The sequence below is a fragment of the Martelella sp. AMO21009 genome (genome assembly GCF_053484295.1).
The window spans coordinates 1-18,505 of sequence record NZ_JBAKFR010000009.1 but is presented as its reverse complement, the minus strand read 5'-3'; the positions used below and the strand labels follow the sequence as shown (position 1 = coordinate 18,505).

The following is an 18,505-nucleotide window of genomic DNA, read 5'->3' as shown; positions in this document are numbered from 1 at the left end:
TGTCTTGGCGGTCAAGCGTTTTTCCATGGTTTTTGATCCCGGATTATGGCGTTCAGGATGGTGAGCAGTTTTCGCATGGTTGCCACGATGGCGACGATCTTGGGTTTTCCGGCGGCGACGAGGCGTTCACGGAAGGCCTTGAGAACGGGGTTGTGACGGCTGGCCACGAGCGCTGCCATGAAGAGCGCCGAGCGCACCTTGCCCCTGCCGCCGCCGGTGAAGCTCTTGCCTTTCCACGAGCCCGATTGTCGTGTCCAGGGCGCAAGGCCGGCAAGCGAGGCGATCTGCCGCCGGTCGAGACGACCGAGTTCGGGCATCTCGGCCAGGAGCGTGCGGGCTGTTGCCGGTCCCACCCCAGGCACCGAGGTCAGCAGGCCTTCGCGCACCCGCCACAGCGGCGATCTGCGGATGTGATCATCGAGATCGGCATCCAGGCTTTCCAACTCATGCCGCAGCGCACTCAGCAGACGCCTGATGCTCTTCTGCGTCTCTTTGGCCAACGCCATGCGTGCCCGGTTTTCCTCGGCCACGATCATCTGCACGATCTGCCGACGACGCGCCACCAGAGCCGACAGCGCCTGTGTCTCGGCGTCCTTGAGCGGACGAAGCGCGGGTCTGGTGGCCATTACGAAGGCGGCGATCAAACCCGCATCGATCAGATCGGTCTTGGCTTTGCGGCCGATCGCGTGGGCATAGGCGCGAACCTGGGCCGCGTTGACCACGATGACGGGCAGCCCCGCTGACGACAGCCCCGCCACAGCAGGCGTCTCGAAACCGCCCGTCGCTTCCAGCGCAACGATGTCGGCCTTGACTGACTGCAGGCGCGCTATCAACTCGTCGATCCCGGCTTGTGTGTTGACCACCGCAAACGCCAGGCCGGACGGCGCCACGGCCACATCCAGACGATCTTTCGAAACATCGATTCCAACGACGATATCCATCTTAACCCATCCTTGCTTAAACGGACTTTGCTTGCGCAAGCGGCCCTGGCGACTGTTCGGGTTCGATGGAACGGCGGATGGAACCCCTTGCTCTCCCACGGGCTTGGTGTCCCGGATGCCGTTCGGCTTTCCATCCGCCACCGCGGGCGAAACAATATCACACGTGGTGGAATTCAAGTTACAAGATGTCGCGAAAGCGACAGTGAGGGGGGAGACTTTCACCGCGAACGCCCTCACGATTTGAAACGCTGAACCACCCTCACTGCCCCTTTCGGGGCATCTCCCCCGCCAGCGGGAGAGACTATTGGGAGCAAGCCTCATGGCCATCGATGCGATGCCGCCTTCAAAAGGCAAGCGCGATTCCTGCACCTTCCAAGCCGAGACGCCCCCTCCCCTCCACTATGGTTAACATCTTTATAACGTTTTCTCCCTAACCTGTTGTCGATAGAAGACATTTGTCGGGGAGTACGGTCTTGGTCGATCGGTATCGCGAACTTGAAGGGCTGAAGAACACGCGCAATCTCGACGTCGTGCTGATGGCCACGGTTTCAGGCTTTGGCTCGCTCGACAATCCGAGCGGCGCCGAGCGTCGGCGCTTTGCCGAACTCTTCGGTCCCGTCTACGAGGCCTCGTCACCGGAGGCGCGCCGCCAGGCGGTCGCCGCCCTTTCCTGCCACGCCCATGTGCCGCAGGATGTCTGCCGCTATATCGGTAGCCGCGAGATCGCGGTCGCGGCCCCTTTCCTCGCCCGCTCGCCCGCCATTACCGACGACACGCTGATCGCCCTGATCGAGACCACGACCGAGGAACATATCCGCGCCATCATCCACCGGACGGACCTGTCGCAGAAGGTCATCCAGGCGCTGATCGGCGCACGGCGCTCGGAAGAACAGCAGGAACCCGCCGGCAATTTCGACATCGACACCGGCACCCGCGATGACAGCGAGGCGCTGCGTCGCACGCTGAAGGCCATGGCCGCCGGCACCGGCGATGAAGACCGTCTCGGCGTCTCCACCCTCACCGAGTTGCAGACCGCCCTCCTGGTCCGCTTCGCGCGCCGCGCCGAAAAGCCGTTCTTCACCGAAACCTTCACCCGCGCGCTTGGCGGCGACCGGGTGCTCGCCCGCCGCATTCTCGATGAACCCACCGGCCAGCGTCTTGCCGTCGCCCTGATCGCGCTTGGCATGAACCATGCGGACACGAGCTACGTCCTGCCCCGCATCGCCGCGATTGACCGGCAGAACAACGAAACCACCGAACACGCGGCAGAAAAGCTCGTGGGATCGCTGAAGCCCGCCGCCTGCATCCAGGAACTGCTGGGCTGGCAGTCTGAACGCGAGCGCGAAACCCGTGTCGCCGCCGAGAAACAGGAAGCGGCGCGGCGCACGGCGTGAACCGCCCGGTCGCCGTCAGCGCAAGGAACCCGCTCAGCCCTGCTCCTCATCGGCAATGTTGAAGAAGCCGTCCACATCCTCGCATTCCAGCACCACGACCCAGAGGTCGCTGTCGAACCGCATTTCGCGTTCCAGCATTTCCGACACTTTTTCAGATGACGCCGCGTTGAGCCGCCTCTCGAAAACCCGGTCCTGGACGTCCTCTTCCACAAAGCTCTGCGGCGCGGGCAGATAGAGGCTCTCGGTGCCATCGCGGAAAATCTGGCGGATCGCGATCGCCCCCGCTTCGGCCGCCCCCTTGCGCTCGATCACCGCGAAACCGCCCGCGGCGAAGGCGTCGCGCACCAGCGCGGAAGCAAAAAAATCTGAACGAAGGCGCATATCGGCCACTCCGGGATTTCCACGACGTTCTCATGGCATGCCCTATGGTCGGGCTTTTTGCAACGGCAGATTGGCAGCCCTAAAGCGCGCCGATCTCGCGAAGCTTGTCGCGCACGGCCTCATTCGGCTCGCCCGTTTCCGGCAGCCGGTAGTGTTTCTGGAATTCGAGGATCGCCGCCCGCGTTGTCGCCCCGGCAACGCCGTCGACCACCACACCGTCATAGGCGATATTCACCAGTCCGCGCTGGATCTCGACCACCATCGGATCGGCGACGGCAGCCCCGGCGGGCGCTGTCTCCGCATTCAGGATGTCGGCAACCGGATCAGGTGATGCGGCGGTCTCCGGCCGCGGTTCCGGCAGCGGCGCGGCTACGCTGAGCAGCGCCACAACCTCCTCGTCGGCCTCCCCGGTCGGCGTGATACCGCTATCGCTCTGGAATGCCCTGATCGCCGCTTTCGTCAGCGGGCCGGTTACCCCGTCCGGCGTGCCCTTGTAGTAACCCCGCGCCGCCAGCGCCTGCTGAACGGCAAGAATATCCGGTTCATCGGAAACCGGCGCGGGCGCGGGCGGGGCTGAGGCGGTCACGTCCTGTTCGGTCGCGGCGCTCGTTGCCGGCGGCAGGTTGGCCTCGACCTGTTCGAGGATCGCGACCAGATCGTCCTTCGGCTTTTCGGCGGCGACGGTCTCGCCATCCTCGAGTTCGATGCGGAAACTCTCGAAGTCCGTCACCTCCGCCATGCGGCGGCCGGGCACGGCATAGGGGTTGGTCGGCTGGCGCGTCTTCATCATCGGGCTCGGATGCGGCCCCGGCTGATACCACAGCGCATTGGCCGATACGAAGCTGAAGACCACGCCGAACACCAGCGGCCCGCCGATCTTGCCCGGATGACGCGCCGCCAGGCCGCCCAGCGACGACGCCGTGCGCCCGAGCAGCGAGGGCGTCTTCTTCCCGCGCTTTCCGGTTTTCTTCGTCGTCTTTTTCGCCATTCAGTCCATCACCCGTATCTTCGCCGCTTTTCAAACCATCGGCATCCGGTCACGCCTCTCGCCGCAGAAAATAGACCGCGGCTGTTAACGAAGGGTAATGGAGCGGGCCTCCCGCTGCCAGCGTCGCGCGCGCCGATAGCGCCTCTACAATCGAAAAAATCTCTGGATATGGTTAATGGTGTACGTTGCAGTAACACATCAAGGCACACCCTGTTTTCAAACTAAGGTTTTGATTTATTTTTATATTTCAACGCACACCCATTGTCAGGTGCTGGAGTGCCACTCATGTGTCCGTTTTCCCGCGCCCTTTTAGCGGCTCATTTACCGTCTTAGGTTAAGTGTGGGTACAACGCTTGCGGGCACAACCAACAGGCCGGGGGCCGATGAGATTCCTGCTGAAATCCGCTTTCATGATTTTCGTTCTGCTCCTGCTGGTGCCGTTCTTCGCGCCGCTCATGCTTGGGGGTGCGGCAACGCGCGAGCAGCAGGCCCTGCCAAGCGGCCAGGATATCGGCGGCGCGGTGTCGGCCGCGCGCGGCACGTTCGAATATATGAGCGGCATCTGCGACGAACGCCCCGATGTCTGCAATGACGGTTCGGGCATTATCAGCTTTCTCGGCCGCCGCGCGCGCCAGGGCGCTGAGATCGTCTATATCTATCTCGGCCAGCACTTCGGCGACAAGACGCCGAAACCCACGCAGGAAACCGCTGCCGCGCCCAAGGTCGCCCGGACCGCCACTCCGGAGCCCGTCGTCGAACCAGAGCCCGCGGTGGTTGCCGGAAATACGCCCGATCTCATCCAGACCGGGGCGATCGTCGGCCAGCCGGCCAAGGTCGAGGCACCCGTGCGTATCCCCGGCCTGCCCGAAAACGTACCCGTGCCAACCCCGCGTCCGCGCTGAAACACCGGCAAATTTCGGCTTCCTGCGCTGCCGCGCATTTCAATTCCGGCCGCATCGAACTATATCGGGGCAGTAGCAATCAAAAGGCCGGATGATGAGCGACAAACTCAAGCAGATTATCGACGACTTTTCCTTTCTCGATGACTGGGAAGACCGCTACCGCTACGTCATCGAACTCGGCAAGGCCCTGCCCGACCTGCCCGAGGACGAGAAGATCGAGGACAATCGCGTGCATGGCTGCGCCAGCCAGGTCTGGCTGGTGTCAAAGGCAGGCGAAGGCGAGGACCCGGTAATGGAATTCCGCGGCGATTCCGATGCCTTCATCGTGCGAGGACTCGTATCGATCGTGCTTACCGTCTATTCGGGCCACACAGCATCCGAGATCGCGAAGACGGACGCCATCGAAACCTTCCGCAAGATCGGCCTCATCGATCACCTCTCGGCCCAGCGCGCCAACGGTCTCAACGCCATGGTCACCAAGATCCGCGAAACGGCGGCGCGCGAACTCGCCGCCTGAGCGGGTTTATTCCTCCGTGAAGAACGCCGAGATTTCGGGCCGGTAGCCTTCCGCGCCCCAACCGCGAATACCGGTCTTGGCCGGCGGCGGCGCGTAATGGCGGACAAGCGCCAGCAATGCGGTGCGCACCATCAGCTTGGCGGAGCGGACCGGCCATTGCCGCTCCCGCTCGATCTGTTCGAGCCCCTTCATGAAGCAGCAGAAATCGAGCGCGATATCGGCAAGCTCCGGGCCAACCGCCTTTAGCGCCCGCGCCACGCGGCGGCGTGCGTCGATCGCCGTATCCGACATGGCCGAGGGGGCGGCAAAGCGGCTCCGCGTCTCGAGGCGCGGCTGAAGCGAGGCGGAAATCCGCGGCTGCATCAGCGCGCGGTTGAAATCCTCCGCCAGCCGTTCGCCGGCCGCAAACGCCTCCTCCGTCAGAAAAGCAGAGCCGTCGCGCGCCTTCAACCGCGCCAGCATGTCCAGCGGCGTCTTCTCTCCCATCTCAGCCATCATGACGCACCTCGGCGGCAATAACCACGTTATAGGCCAGCCGCTCGACAGCGGCGATGAATTCATCGAAAGCCCGGTCGTCGCGCCGGTCCTCGATCACGCGGCAGGAATAGGCCACCGTCGTGCGATCGCGCCCGAAGGCAAGTCCGATCTCGCTCAGCGACAACTGCAGCGATACGTGGCAGACATACATGGCGATCTGGCGATAATGCGAGACGGAGCGCCGCCGCTCGGCGCGGATCGAAATCCGCTCGCCGGCGATAAGCGCCATCTCCTTGGTGATCAGCAGAACAATGCGGCAAGCCTTGCGGATATCCGACATCTGGCTTGCCCTCTCGATGCACCAGGCTGGCTGATGGTTCAGGCGTTGTTGGAAGGTCGTCGCGACCGGCGATGCTACGCGTTGCTCGTTCATGTCAGCTCCCTGAAAAATAGGATTTTATTCTTACATCGGCGCCGGAAGCGGGGACATAAAGAGGGGTACCCTCAAAACCGCCTGTTGTTTTTGTTTACTTATTTTCCTCCATAATAGGATTATTTTCCTACTCTCTTCAACCGTTTACCTATACGGGCATTGCGCGAAGGTAAACACAATCTTAGAGAAAGGCCCCCTGAGAGGACGCCGGCATTTGCTAGCGCTGGCACATAAAAAAATGCCAGCAGCCTCTCGACCGCCGGCATCCAGATTCGGAGCGAAATCGTATGATCGCGGTTAGCGCCCGCGGCGCTGTCCGAGACCCATTTCCTTGGCAAGGCGGGAACGCGCCTCGGCATAGGAGGGCGCCACCATCGGATAATCCGCCGGCAGGTCCCACTTTTCGCGATATGCGTTCGGGGTCAGGTCATGATGGGTCATCAGGTGACGCTTCAGCGACTTGAAGCTGCCGCCGCATTCCAGACAAACGAGATGGTCGCCGCTGATCGACTTGCGAACCGAAACCGCCGGCTTCTGCTTTTCGGCCGCCTGGGCGGCAGCCTGCGGCTTCGCGGTGTTGCTCAGCGCGGCGTGTACCTCGTGAATGAGCCCCGGCAGATCGCCAGTCTGGATCACATGGTTGCTCACATAAGCGGCCACGATATCGGCGGTCAGCTCCACGAGGGCCTGGTTGTCCTGCTCGATCGTTGCATCCGTCATTCTTCACTCCTGTTCTTTTCTTTGCCTGCCCGCGCCCGCAGTTACTCTGCGCAAGGACGCCTTCAGAAAATCTCTTCAAGCAGCGCCGTTGGTCGTCGTCGTTTCTGCGTAGAAATTAAAGCCGCGCCGCCCGGAAAACCGGCAGCACAGCCTCACGGATAGGGCCTGATTATTTCCATTAACGCACAAAATATTCACGCGCTCTTGGAGGGAATACCACTTCAATGACAAATGTAAAGTTTAAATCGTCGTTTTATCGTCTTTATTGAAAGCAGCGAAGCGCGACCACGCGATTTCGGGTCTGCCCATGGCATAATACTTAAAAACATTCCAAAGTCGTAAAAACCGTGCTGCTAGTCACTGTCTCTACTTTGTAATTCATCTCTGACCGTATTCTCGTATAGCGGGTAGCCAACCTCATGAGAGGCGCGCGCCAGTAGATGCGCCGAGATCGGCGCCGTGATGATGAAGAATACGATACCCGCGCAGGCCCGCACGAACGTGGATATCTCGCCGGCATGAATGCCGATTGCAAGAAAGATCAGTCCCGCGCCGACCGTGCCGGCCTTGGAGGCCGCATGCATGCGCGAATAGAGATCGGGCAGCCTGATGATGCCGATTGCAGCCGTAAGCGTGAAGGCAGCGCCCCCAAGCATCAGGATGGAGACCAGTCCGGCCAGAAGATATTGCGCCATACCCCTACTCCCCGCTCTTTTCCGCATCGGCCGAAACCACCGGCACGTCTTCGCCTGACGGCCCGGAATCATAGGCCATCGGATGCGGTTTCACCTTGAAGCCCGTCTCGGTATCGGCCCGCATCGCGCTCGAACGGATGAACCGCGCGAAGGCGACAGTCGCCAGAAAGCCGACAAGGCCGAGCGCGATGGCGATGTCGATGTAAAGCGTGAACCCGGTCCGCACCGCAATCACGATGATAAATCCCACGCCCACCGCCACGATCATATCGAGCGCCAGAACACGGTCCGGCAGCGTCGGCCCCTTCACCACCCGAAAGGCCGTCAGGAGCAGCGCAATCGAAAGCAGAACAAGGGACATATCTGCGGCATGCTGTACGATCTCCTCAGGCGTCATCAGGCAAAAGCCTCCCTGATCTTGGTTTCGAAGCCCTCGGCGATGCTCTTCCTGATCGCGTCGGGATCGGCGCAGTCAATCGCGTGGATATAGAGATATTTATTGTCATCCGAAACGTCGACGGACAGCGTTCCGGGCGTCAGCGTGATCATGTTGGCAAGCAGAACGATTTCGAAATCCTTTTCCAGCGTCAGTTCATAGCGGAATATGCCGGGCTTGACGTTCATGCGCGGCGAGCAGACGAGTTTCGCGACCGACCATGCCGACGCCATGAGCTCGTACAGAAACAGCATCAGCAGTTTGAACAACCGCTTCACGCGCGAGAAATAGCCTGTTCCGCCGATCTGGTGGCGCACCAGCCCGACCGCGATCGCACCGATGATAATGCCGAAGAACAGATTGTGCAGCGAGGCGCTGCCGGTTACGGCAACCCAGAAGATTGCCAGAACGAGATTGGAAAGCAGTATCTTCATTGCACGCTTCCTCCCGGGAAGACCGACAGGAAATACCCCTCCGGCGAAAGAATCCCGCCAATCGCCTTTGAAGTCAGGTTCAGCACCGGCTCCGGATAGAGCCCGAAGACGACAACAATGGCGGAAAGCCCGATAATCGGCAGCCACTCGGAAAACGGTATCCTGAGCGTCTCGGAAACCTCACCCTCTGCGGGGCGCCAATAGGCCAGCAGGAATATCCTGCCAAGCGAAACCGTCAAACAGAACCCGGCGAAAAGAATGCCGGCTGCAAGCCACCAAGACCCGGTTTCGACGCTGGCGCGCACCAGGATGGCTTTGGGCCAGAAGCCGGAAAACGGCGGCAGTCCGGCGGCGGCGAAGAACGCGCCAAGGCTGAGGCCGGCAAACACCGGATAGCGCTTATAGATGCCGCCGATCTGGTTGAGCGAGAAGCCGCCGGCGAGCCGGCCGGCAAGGCCGGTGATCAGATAGAGCAGCGTCATCAGGATCATCGAATGCAGCGCGTAGAACAGTGCGCCCTGCAAGCCGTCCATGCCGCCGATCGCAACGCCCGCAAGGCAGTTGCCGATCCCCACGATCACGACATAGCCGACAGCGCGGCGGATATCATGCTGGGCGATCGCGCCGAGACCGGCCAGAACCATGGTGAGGAAGGCGGCAAGACCGACGACGGAGGAAAGCGACGCAAGATCGGCCGGCAGGATCATAACCATGACCCTGAGCAGCGCATAAACGCCGACCTTGGTCAAAAGCCCGCCGAACAGCGCCGAAACCACGGTGCGCGGCGTATGATAGGAGGCCGGCAGCCAGAAATTGACAGGAAAGGCCGCCGCCTTCATGCCGAAGGCCAGCACGAACAGCGCCCCGATCGTCGCGGTCGGCAGTGCCGGGGTTTCGCGCGCCCTGATCGCGATATCGGCCATGTTGAGCGTGCCGAACACGGCGTAGATATAGGCAACCGCGATCAGGAACAGCGTGGTGCCGATCAGGTTCAGCACCGCATATTTCATCGCGCCGTCAAGCTGCTCGTGGGTGGAACCCAGGATCAGCAGGCCGAAGGACGAAATCAGCAGAACCTCGAACCAGACATAGAGGTTGAAGATATCGCCGGTCAGGAACGCGCCGGAGACGCCCGCGATCAGCAGCAGCAGAAACGGATAGAATCCGTAGCGGCGCCCGCTCGTGTCGATGCTGCCAAGCGCGAACACAGCGCCTGCAAGCCCCGCAATGGCGGCGGCCAGCGCGAACAGCGCGCTCATGATGTCCGCGGTGAAGGCAATGCCGAAGGGCGGCAGCCAGCGGCCCGCCACCATGGTGAGCGGCCCGTTTTCCCATACGGTATAGAGCAGCAGACTGTCGATGACGACCAGAAAGGCAAGCGCGGCGATGGCGATCACGGGATGCCAGACGGTGTGCTTGCGGATCATCATCAAGAGCGCGCCGACGGCGATACAGGTCGCGACCGGCAGGATGACGAGCCAGTCCGTCAGCGTCGTCGGCGCCATTACCAGCGCGGCGGAAGGATCGATTTGGTAAGCGGAAGCTGCCATGGGTTCAGTCTTGATATCCCCGTTCAGTAGCCGAGCGGCGGCATGGGCTGGTCCTTGGGCTCGGCCGCCCGCATATCGTCGGTATCATCGGTATTGAGATCCTGATAGGCGCGGTAGGTCAAAACCAGAAGGAAGGCAAAGAAGGAAAACGAAATCACGATTGCCGTCAGGATCAGTGCCTGCGGCAGCGGATTGGCGGTTCCCGACGGCAGCGTATCCATGCTTTTCGGGATGATCGGCGGCACGAAGCCGGTGATCCGCCCGGCGGTGAAGATCAGCAGATTGACCGCATTGCCGAGGATGGCGATGCCCAGCATGATGCGCACGCTGTGACGCGACAGCATCAGGTAGATCGCGGCGGTAAAGAAGATGCCGACAAGGCAGGAGAGCACGAACTCCATCAGACATGGTCCCTTTCTTCAAGGGCCAGGAAGATCGACGATATCGCCCCGAACACCACGAGATAGACGCCGATATCGAAGGTGGTGACCGTCGAGATCGGCACTTCCACACCGTAGATCACCGGATAGATCCAGTGCGCCGTCATGAACGGCGTGTGCGCGAAGATCGAGATCAGACCCGAAAGCGCGGCGAGCAGAAGCCCCGCTCCGGCATAGGCCAGCGGATGGAAATGGATCGCCCGGCGCACCGCCGAGACCCCCATGGCAATGCCGAAAATGGCGATGGCCGAGGCCGCGATCAGACCGCCGATAAAGCCGCCACCGGGCGCATTATGGCCGCGCAGCAGGACGAAGATTGAAAACAGCATCATCAACGCCGACAGGAATGGCGCCGCCGTTCGGAAGATCAGCGTGTTCATCGGACCTCGCTTTCTGTCGGTTCCTTGGGTGTGGTGCCGGTCCTGGTGTTGCGCAGCCGGATCAGGGCCAGAATGGCAAGTCCGGTGATCATCACCACGGCAATCTCGCCAAGCGTATCCGTTCCGCGGAAGTCGACGATGATGACGTTGACGACGTTGTGCCCGTGGGCGATCATCTTCGAATAGCTGTTGAAGAACTCCGACAGCCGGTCATTGAACGGCACCTGGGTGACGCGCATCAAAAGCAGCGTGAAACCGAGCCCGCAGATCACGGCAAGCGCGCCGTCGAACAGTCTTTGCCCCATCGCGCGGTGGTCGGACGGCGTCAGGTTGAGGCGGGTCATGACCAGCGTCAGAATGACCACCGACAGGGTTTCCACCATGAACTGGGTGAAAGACAGGTCGGGCGCGCCGAGCAGCAGAAACAGCACGGCCACCGAAAAGCCCTGGATGCCGAGCGTCACGATCGCCGTCAGCCGGTTATGCGCCCCGATCACCGCGCCAAGCCCGATCACGGCCAGCAGCAGGATTACCCAGTGCGCGAGGTGGAGATCTTCCGGCAGGCCCTGCCATACCGGCAATTCGCCGAACGAGAACAGCGAGGCCATCAGCACGGCCGCGACCATCATGAAAGTTGCGGTGATGTAGAATTCCAGACGCCCCGGCTGGATCGTCTGCGTCACTTTGAAGGACAGTCTCACAAGACCGCGCATGAAACTGTCGAACCAGAGATCCGGCCCGGGGCCAAGACGCGTCAGCATGCCGGCAATCGCAGCCCGCAGCGCATCAAGCTGCCAGTAGATCACCAGCGCGATCGCGACGGTCAGCACCGACAGCGCCAGCGGCAGGCCGATATGCGGGATCAGCGACAGATGGATGCTGATCTCCTCGCCCGCGACGGCGCTCGCCATCGGGCCCGAGAAATGGGTGTTGAAATAATGCGAGAACACGGCTGCAAGCAGGCCCGCAAGGCCAAGCGTGATCGGCCCGAGCCACATCAGCGCCGGCCCCTCGTGGGCATGTTTCGGCGTCTCGGTCTTCGCGCCGATAAACGGCTTCAGCCCGACGCCGAAGCCGACGGCGAACATCAGCGCGTTGCCGATGATCGCGACGATCAGAAAGATGGTCGCAAAGGCTGTTCCGGCATCGAGCGATTCGTAGATCCCTTCCTTGGCGAGAAAGCCGACGAAGGGCGGCAGGCCGCCCATCGAGATGGCGCCGGCAAGCCCGGCCGCGAAGGTGATCGGCATCGCCTTCGCCAGCCCGCCCAGCTTGGTCAGGTCGCGGGTGCCGGTCTCGTGGTCGATCAGTCCGGCGACCATGAACAGCCCACCCTTGAACAGCGCGTGGGCGATCAGATAGAGCACCGCGCCCTCCACCGCGTGTTCGATGCCCATGCCGGTCATCATCACCATCAGTCCGAGCGAGGCGACGGTGGTGTAGGCAAGCATCAGTTTCAGGTCGGTCTGGCGCACGGCCAGCACCGTGCCGACCAGCAGCGTGATGCCGCCAAACACCGGCAGCACCGTCATCCACGCCGCGGTATCGCCCATCACCGGGTTCAACCGCATCAGCAGGTAGACGCCGGCCTTCACCATGGTTGCGGAGTGCAGATAGGCCGAAACCGGGGTCGGCGCCTCCATGGCGTTCGGCAGCCAGAAATGGAACGGAAACTGCGCCGATTTGGTGAACGCGCCGCCGAGCACCAGAATGAAGGCGGCAAGATAAAGCGGGCTCTGTCTCAGCACATCGCCGCTTGCGAGAAGTTCGGAAAGCCCGTTCGCGCCGGTGATGTACTGGATCGTCAACACGCCGGCGAGCAGCGCCAGGCCACCGCCGCCGGTCACCACCAGCGCCTGGATCGCGGCGCGGCGCGAGGCATCCTTTTCATGGTCGAAGCCGATGAGCAGGAAGGATGTAATCGAGGTCAGCTCCCAGAAGATGAACAGCATCAGCAGCCCATCGGAGATCACCACGCCAAGCATTGCGCCCATGAACATGAACATGAAGGACAGGAACCGCGCCTGCTGCGGATGGCCCTTCATATAGCCCCCGGCATAAAGCACGATCAGCGTTCCGATGCCGGTGATCAGCAGCGCGAAGGTCAGCGAAAGACCGTCGATCAGAAAGGAAAAACGCAGGCCCAGGCTCGGCACCCAGTCATAGCCGCCGGTCAGCGCCTCGCCGTCGGCGATGCGCGGCACGAGGCGGGCGAACTGGACCAGCGAAAACAGCGGCAGCAGCGCCAGAAGCCAGGGCGCGAAGGATTTGAAGATGCGGTAGAGGATCGGAGATAAAACCGCCCCGTTGAAGGGCAGAAGAAGGGCCAGAAATATAAGTGTCGTCTCACTGGGCGACATAGCATCTCCAAAAATTAGTCTGCCGGGCATTCACGCAACTGAACCTGATCAGTTACGTTAAGTTTAGCATGCGCTCAACCGCGTCCAAGTCTTTTTCGCAAGCGCAAAACCGCGAACGCCCTCCATGGCCGGCTTTCCTGCCAAGGCATTGCTTTTTCTGAGCCTACGACACATCTATCGCTACAGACAGCCATTAAACGTGAAAAACCGTTGGAGCGCGACTTTGACAGACATCAATAAACAGAAAAATCCGGCAAGCGAAGAAGAATGGCGCGACAAATTGACGCCGGAGCAGTTTCACATCCTGCGCGAACATGGCACCGAACGCCCCTTTACCGGCCCTTACTGGGACAGTTTCGAAATCGGCACCTATTACTGCGCCGGTTGTGAGACCCCGCTTTTCCGTTCGGACACCAAGTTCGATGCCGGCTGCGGCTGGCCGAGCTTCTTCGAGCCGGTCAGGAAAGACGCGGTGATCGAATTGCGCGATGATTCTCTCGGCATGGTGCGCACCGAAATCCGCTGCGCCACCTGCGGCGGCCACCTCGGCCACGTCTTCCCCGATGGTCCGAAGCCCACCGGGTTGCGCTATTGCATGAATGGTCATGCGATGCACTTCGTGCCTGACGAGAAGTAGCCCCAAGCCGCCCTGCTTGACGGCGGCTCTCTGCGCCCTCGATCCCTTGCTATGGAAGATTGAGGGCGTAACTTTATGTTTTTTCGGGGATTTACGGCGAAACCGCAACCGGCTTTGGCGCCGCTTTCTTGTATATTCGACAGCGCTAACACGAGAGCGACCGGCCAACGGAAACGGCACGAGGAAGCCTGTTACCGTCGGCCGGCCGACCCCACGAGACCAGGAGATGCGGCGGACCTGAGCATCATGGGGCAACTGCTTAAAGCAGCTAAAGTAAACTTGAACGCACACAGAAAATAATCAACCGTTTTTAACGGTTCGCGCTCAATTCAGTCTATTTTATGGTTAATTACGTGAACTCTATTCAATTAGATCATCGAATGGGAAAGTGAAGTTCGCTTTTTATGTCAGGCAGCGGGCCAAGAGAGCGGTTCGCTGCATCCGGCATTGCTCGAGAGGCTTTACCCCACTTCCATCAGCGCCGATTTGAACACCGGGATATCGTCGCCATCCGCCGAGCCGAGCAGTCCGGCGCGGGCGCGTTCGTCGGCGATCTGGCGCCAGCTGGCATCCAGCATGGTGTGCAGCGCATGGATTGCATGCTCGGCATCATCCCTGCCCCGGTCCGGATAGAGGATGGCGAACAGCCCGGCCTCGACATGGCTCGCCGCCTCGCGGCCGCGCAGGTGGTAGCGGATCAGCGATGCCACGGCCTGGGCGCTCTCGTCGGCCACGCTTTCGGGCACCCTGAGCACGCCCATGTAAAGCGGTTCTCCGGCCTCGCTTGCCTCGCGCTTCAGCGTGTTGAGCGCGCGGGCAAAGCCATCGGGCGCCAGAAGCCCTTCGCTGGCTTCGGTCGGCGGCGCGTCCCCGGCCGCATCGGTCATGCCGGCGCCCATGGTCTCGATAAAGCGCTTGCGGCGCAGATGCAGCAGCGCCCGCAGCACCAGTTCACCGGTTTCGCCCGGCCAGTCCATGCAGTCATCCGCGCTGCGGGCGGCATCGCTGGAGACGACCGACAACCCGCCCGGTTCCGACAGCGCGAACAGCGGGACGAAGCGCATGCCCGGCACGCAGCGAAGCTGGCCGCAGATCCGCATCGCGTCAGAAAGCTGAGGCCCGCCATGCACCAGCACAAGATCGAAACTGTGGCTCGCCGCCAGATACAGCGCCTCCGGCAGATCGCCGGTGGCGATCGTGGTGGTCAGCGACAGCATGGATTTGAGGATATCCTGCCGCAGCGCCGCATCCTCGGCGACCACGAGCACCTTCACATTGTCATCTGGCACGGGATCGGCCTGGGTGCGCACCGCGGCGCGCTCCCACGTTCCCGCCTCCCTCTGCAACGCATTATAGCGCAGCAGCGCCGAAATCCGCGCGGCGGCGGCATTCAGATTGTGCTCCAGCCCGACCACGTCATCGGCGCCAGCGCGCAGCGCCGCCAGCCGGAGGCCGGCATCCGCCTTTTCCGGTGTGATGATGGCGACCGGGGCGGCAATGCCCGAATCGTGCTCCTTCAAAATCCCGCAGCAGGAGAGCGCCGGCGCGGGGTCCTCGTCATCGACGGCGACGAGGATCAGGCTTGCAGCATTGACCGCCGCCATCATGCCATCGCTGTCGGAAAAATCGGCCTGGTAGAAATCGACCGGCCACGAACTCAGCATCGCGGCGAGCGTCTGGGCCACAGCCCCCTCGCCGCCGATCAGAACGATGCTTTCTTCGCCGAAGCTGTTCACGGTCGTTTCCTCAGGCATCGCCCAGATAGGTTCTCACGGTCTTGATGAAGTTCGGCACCGAAACGGGTTTGGAAAGATAGGCATCGCACCCGGCCTCGCGGATGCGCTCCTCATCGCCGCGCATGGCGAACGCCGTGATCGCGACGATCGGTATTGTCGCCAATTCGGCGTCGGCTTTCAAGCTGCGGGCAATGTCGATGCCGGAACGCTCCGGCAACTGGATATCCATCAGGATAAGCCCCGGCCGAAACAGCCGCGCCAGCTCCACCGCATCCGCGCCCGTGCGGCTTTCCACCGCCTCATATCCAGAAGCTTCCACCAGATCGCGAAACAGTTTCATATTCAAATCGTTATCTTCTACAATCAGAACCTGTTTCGCCATCTGACGCAATCCCCTGGCACCGACCCATGGTCCGGCTTGCAACGCGCCGGTGAAACGCTAGAATCGCTCTCACCGAATTATGAGCGCATCATCGACCAAGTTTAGGCCGATTTGGTTAAGAAACGGAAATCCGCGTGCAGAATTTTCCCGATCCATCTGAAAATCCCTCGCGCGAACATGCGCTGGCCATCGAAATCTTGGTCTGGCTGTCCGGCGAGCCGGAGCTTTTGAACCGGTTTTGCGCGCTGACCGGAATCGATATCGGCGAATTGCGCGCGCTCTCGCAAAGCCCCGGCTTCGAAAGCGCCATGATCGGCTTCATCGCCGGGCATGAGCCCACCCTGATGGCGTTTTGCCAGGACTGCAACGTCAAGCCGGAAACGGTTTCCTATGCCTGGCAGAAGCTCGAATATGGCGGACAGGTCGATTGAAAACGGTGAGCGGCGAACACGAGGATCTTTCCGGCCTGAGGATCGGCGACCGCCCGCTCGTGGTCGTCGATGTTGACGAGGTCGTGCTGCAATTCCTCGACCCGTTCAAGGCCTTCCTGAAAGCGAATGACCACGAACTGGTGCTGGAGACCTTCAGCCTGAACGGCAATGTCACCAGTCTTGCGACCGGAGAGAAAATTCCCGATGCCGATGTCGGCGCATTCCTGTCGGCGTTCTACGACGCCCAGGAGGAATGGCAGGAGCCGTTCGAGGCCGCGCGCGAAACGCTCGACGGCCTCGGCGACATCGCCGATGTTCTGCTGCTCACCGCCATGCCGCCGCGCCATCGCGCGGCGCGCCGCCGCCTGCTGTCGCGTTTCGGATTCGACTTTCCGCTGATCGCGTCGGAGGAGCCGAAGGGCGAGGTGCTGAGCGCGCTCTGCAGCAAGGACCCGCCGGCTCTGATCTTCGTCGACGACATGCTCTACAATTGCAGATCGGTTGCCAAATCCCTGCCGGACGCACTCACCATCAACCTGCTGATCAACGACGATTATCGCGCAATGGCGCCGAAGACCGAGGCCCCTTCCGTGGTCGCGACCGGTTGGGACGATGCCGACCGGCTGATCCGCCGCCACATCGCCGAAAACGGTTGATCGCCATCGCGCCGCTTCTTGCCTTGCGGCGGCGGCGGCGGTAATTTCGGGTGTTCAATCTTTGTTCTGATGGTCATGGCCGAGACGACGCCCACTTCGGAAGCCTTGTGCCGCGATTGCCTGAAGGCGACCGCGGGCGCGGCGCGTCGCTGCCGCCATTGCGGCAGTCCCCGGCTGTTGCGCCACAGCGAACTGCATACGTTGTCGATCGCCCATATCGATTGCGACGCGTTCTATGCCGCGATCGAGAAGCGAGACAATCCCGAGCTCGCCGACAAGCCGCTGATCATCGGCGGTGGCAAGCGCGGCGTGGTCTCCACCGCCTGCTACATCGCGCGAATCAGCGGCGTCAGATCGGCGATGCCGATGTTCAAGGCGCTGGAGGCCTGCCCGGATGCGGTGGTGATCCGCCCCAACATGGAAAAATACGTCGCCGTCGGTCGCCAGTTGCGGGCGATGATGCTGGAACTGACTCCGATGGTGGAACCGCTGTCGATCGATGAGGCCTTTCTCGACCTTTCCGGCACCGAGAAACTGCACCGGGCAAGCCCCGCCGTCACGCTCGCCCGCTTCGCCAAGCGCGTGGAGGCCGAACTCGGCATCACGATCTCGATCGGCCTGTCCTACTGCAAGTTCCTCGCCAAGATCGCGTCCGATCTCAACAAGCCGCGCGGGTTCTCGGTGATCGGCGAGGCGGAGGCCATGCGCTTCCTCGCCGACAAGCCGGTCGGCATGATCTGGGGCGTGGGCAAGGCATTCACCGAAACGCTGAAACGCGACGGCATCACGACCATCGGCCAGTTCCAGACCATGGAGAAGAACGAACTGCTGCGCCGCTACGGCGTGATCGGCCCGAGGCTCTACCACCTCGCCCGCGGCGAGGATACGCGCTCCGTCAAGCCGGAGCGGGGAACCAAGAGCATCTCCAACGAGACCACGTTCAACACCGACATTTCCGATCTCGAGGAGCTAAGCGCCATCCTCAGGCGCTTGAGCGAAAAGACCGCCCGCCGCGCCAAGGCGGCCGGCTTTGCCGGGCATACCGTGGTGCTGAAACTGAAGACCGCCGACTTCAAGATCCGCACCCGCAACCGCCATCTGAGCGCGCCCACCCAGTTGGCCGACCGCATCTTCTCCAACGGGCTCTCACTGCTGAAGAACGAGACCGACGGCACCAGGTATCGCCTGATCGGCATCGGCATTTCCGACCTCTGCGACCCCGCCACCGCCGACCCGCCGGATCTCGTTGACCCGGGCGCCGCCAAACGCGCCGCAGCCGAAGGCGCCATCGACCGCCTGCGCGGCAAATACGGGCTGGCGGCGGTGGAGACGGGCTATACGTTTCGGCCAGAGAAGGCGAAGTCGGAAGGGCGTGATTGAGTTAGCTCAGTGGCCTGTTCTTGCCGAAACGGACTGGAAATCAGCTACCGAGCTAGCGCCAAGCGACAGCCCCTCAGCCCAAATCTCCCCCCTCAAGGCAGGGGAATCGCGTATGGCTTTTAAGCTATTGAATATTTGACGCAAATCGATTCAACTTCAGTCTTTCTGTTAAGGAGGGTTGGATGGACGGATTTGCGTCTCTTTTCGGGTCGGTTCCGGACCCTCGGGCGGCCAA

General features: G+C 61.7%; 22 protein-coding genes. 7 read left to right on the top strand and 15 right to left on the bottom strand.

Annotated elements, in window-relative coordinates; all coding sequences use genetic code 11:
• Positions 1-11: 11 nt before the first annotated feature.
• A complete protein-coding gene (locus tag V6766_RS12235; RefSeq protein ID WP_448466791.1) occupies positions 12-941 on the bottom strand; it encodes an IS110 family transposase in 930 nt (309 codons plus the stop codon).
• Between the two features lie 473 nt (positions 942-1,414).
• Between V6766_RS12235 and V6766_RS12230 the strand changes: the two genes are divergently transcribed.
• Positions 1,415-2,335 carry a DUF2336 domain-containing protein gene (locus V6766_RS12230; protein ID WP_448466789.1) on the top strand — a complete coding sequence of 307 codons (921 nt, stop codon included), beginning with the start codon at positions 1,415-1,417 and terminating at the stop codon, positions 2,333-2,335.
• Between the two features lie 33 nt (positions 2,336-2,368).
• Here the strand turns inward: V6766_RS12230 and V6766_RS12225 are convergent, their stop codons facing one another.
• Both V6766_RS12225 and V6766_RS12220 read right to left on the bottom strand, forming a co-directional pair.
• Positions 2,369-2,716 carry a DUF1491 family protein gene (locus V6766_RS12225; RefSeq protein WP_448466787.1) on the bottom strand — a complete coding sequence of 116 codons (348 nt, stop codon included), beginning with the start codon at positions 2,714-2,716 and terminating at the stop codon, positions 2,369-2,371.
• Between the two features lie 79 nt (positions 2,717-2,795).
• Positions 2,796-3,704 (bottom strand): peptidoglycan-binding domain-containing protein, encoded by a 909-nt coding sequence (locus V6766_RS12220; protein ID WP_448466785.1) that lies wholly within the window; start codon positions 3,702-3,704, stop codon positions 2,796-2,798.
• Between the two features lie 410 nt (positions 3,705-4,114).
• Between V6766_RS12220 and V6766_RS12215 the strand changes: the two genes are divergently transcribed.
• Together V6766_RS12215 and V6766_RS12210 are read left to right on the top strand one after the other, a co-directional pair.
• On the top strand, positions 4,115-4,606 hold the full coding sequence (locus V6766_RS12215) for a DUF5330 domain-containing protein (protein WP_448466783.1): 492 nt from the start codon (positions 4,115-4,117) through the stop codon (positions 4,604-4,606).
• Positions 4,607-4,697: 91 nt separating this feature from the next.
• On the top strand, positions 4,698-5,123 hold the full coding sequence (locus V6766_RS12210; protein WP_448466781.1) for a SufE family protein: 426 nt from the start codon (positions 4,698-4,700) through the stop codon (positions 5,121-5,123).
• 6 nt (positions 5,124-5,129) lie between these two features.
• On the opposite strand, the gene V6766_RS12205 is transcribed toward V6766_RS12210, so the two are convergent.
• The 10 genes from V6766_RS12205 to V6766_RS12160 form a co-directional block, all read right to left on the bottom strand.
• Positions 5,130-5,618 (bottom strand): DUF6456 domain-containing protein, encoded by a 489-nt coding sequence (locus V6766_RS12205; RefSeq protein WP_448466779.1) that lies wholly within the window; start codon positions 5,616-5,618, stop codon positions 5,130-5,132.
• On the bottom strand, positions 5,611-6,033 hold the full coding sequence (locus V6766_RS12200; protein WP_448466777.1) for a helix-turn-helix domain-containing protein: 423 nt from the start codon (positions 6,031-6,033) through the stop codon (positions 5,611-5,613). Before V6766_RS12200 ends, V6766_RS12205 begins: the two co-directional genes overlap by 8 nt.
• A gap of 297 nt (positions 6,034-6,330) precedes the next feature.
• Positions 6,331-6,753: a MucR family transcriptional regulator gene (locus tag V6766_RS12195; RefSeq protein WP_448466775.1), complete on the bottom strand. Its 423-nt coding sequence runs from the start codon at positions 6,751-6,753 to the stop codon at positions 6,331-6,333.
• Between the two features lie 353 nt (positions 6,754-7,106).
• A complete protein-coding gene (gene mnhG / locus V6766_RS12190; RefSeq protein WP_448429825.1) occupies positions 7,107-7,448 on the bottom strand; it encodes a monovalent cation/H(+) antiporter subunit G in 342 nt (113 codons plus the stop codon).
• Between the two features lie 4 nt (positions 7,449-7,452).
• Positions 7,453-7,845 carry a cation:proton antiporter gene (locus tag V6766_RS12185; protein WP_448466773.1) on the bottom strand — a complete coding sequence of 131 codons (393 nt, stop codon included), beginning with the start codon at positions 7,843-7,845 and terminating at the stop codon, positions 7,453-7,455.
• Positions 7,845-8,318 (bottom strand): Na+/H+ antiporter subunit E, encoded by a 474-nt coding sequence (locus V6766_RS12180; protein WP_230718970.1) that lies wholly within the window; start codon positions 8,316-8,318, stop codon positions 7,845-7,847. Before V6766_RS12180 ends, V6766_RS12185 begins: the two co-directional genes overlap by 1 nt.
• Positions 8,315-9,868 (bottom strand): Na+/H+ antiporter subunit D, encoded by a 1,554-nt coding sequence (locus V6766_RS12175; RefSeq protein ID WP_448466770.1) that lies wholly within the window; start codon positions 9,866-9,868, stop codon positions 8,315-8,317. The genes V6766_RS12180 and V6766_RS12175 overlap by 4 nt, the downstream gene beginning before the upstream one ends.
• Before the next feature lie 23 nt (positions 9,869-9,891).
• Positions 9,892-10,269 (bottom strand): Na+/H+ antiporter subunit C, encoded by a 378-nt coding sequence (locus V6766_RS12170; RefSeq protein WP_448466768.1) that lies wholly within the window; start codon positions 10,267-10,269, stop codon positions 9,892-9,894.
• A complete protein-coding gene (locus tag V6766_RS12165) occupies positions 10,269-10,688 on the bottom strand; it encodes a Na(+)/H(+) antiporter subunit B (RefSeq protein WP_292054629.1) in 420 nt (139 codons plus the stop codon). Before V6766_RS12165 ends, V6766_RS12170 begins: the two co-directional genes overlap by 1 nt.
• Positions 10,685-13,048 carry a putative monovalent cation/H+ antiporter subunit A gene (locus V6766_RS12160; RefSeq protein ID WP_448466766.1) on the bottom strand — a complete coding sequence of 788 codons (2,364 nt, stop codon included), beginning with the start codon at positions 13,046-13,048 and terminating at the stop codon, positions 10,685-10,687. The genes V6766_RS12165 and V6766_RS12160 overlap by 4 nt, the downstream gene beginning before the upstream one ends.
• Before the next feature lie 223 nt (positions 13,049-13,271).
• On the opposite strand from V6766_RS12160, the gene msrB reads away from it, so the two are divergent.
• The gene (gene msrB, locus V6766_RS12155) at positions 13,272-13,685 is read left to right on the top strand and encodes a peptide-methionine (R)-S-oxide reductase MsrB (RefSeq protein WP_230719021.1); all 414 of its coding nucleotides are present in this window, start codon (positions 13,272-13,274) and stop codon (positions 13,683-13,685) included.
• 461 nt (positions 13,686-14,146) lie between these two features.
• Here msrB and V6766_RS12150 read toward each other — a convergent pair whose 3' ends face one another.
• Positions 14,147-15,421: a hypothetical protein gene (locus V6766_RS12150; protein WP_448466764.1), complete on the bottom strand. Its 1,275-nt coding sequence runs from the start codon at positions 15,419-15,421 to the stop codon at positions 14,147-14,149.
• 10 nt (positions 15,422-15,431) lie between these two features.
• Positions 15,432-15,803, bottom strand: coding sequence for a response regulator (locus V6766_RS12145; RefSeq protein WP_018066640.1), 372 nt, complete (start codon positions 15,801-15,803; stop codon positions 15,432-15,434).
• Between the two features lie 134 nt (positions 15,804-15,937).
• On the opposite strand from V6766_RS12145, the gene V6766_RS12140 reads away from it, so the two are divergent.
• The 3 genes from V6766_RS12140 to V6766_RS12130 all read left to right on the top strand — a co-directional run bounded on the left by V6766_RS12140 (position 15,938) and on the right by V6766_RS12130 (position 18,270).
• On the top strand, positions 15,938-16,234 hold the full coding sequence (locus tag V6766_RS12140; protein WP_448429841.1) for a DUF3572 domain-containing protein: 297 nt from the start codon (positions 15,938-15,940) through the stop codon (positions 16,232-16,234).
• Positions 16,231-16,890, top strand: a complete 660-nt coding sequence (locus V6766_RS12135; RefSeq protein ID WP_448466761.1) for a hypothetical protein — start codon at positions 16,231-16,233, stop codon at positions 16,888-16,890. The genes V6766_RS12140 and V6766_RS12135 overlap by 4 nt, the downstream gene beginning before the upstream one ends.
• Before the next feature lie 69 nt (positions 16,891-16,959).
• Positions 16,960-18,270: a DNA polymerase IV gene (locus V6766_RS12130; RefSeq protein WP_448466759.1), complete on the top strand. Its 1,311-nt coding sequence runs from the start codon at positions 16,960-16,962 to the stop codon at positions 18,268-18,270.
• Positions 18,271-18,505 lie beyond the last annotated feature (235 nt).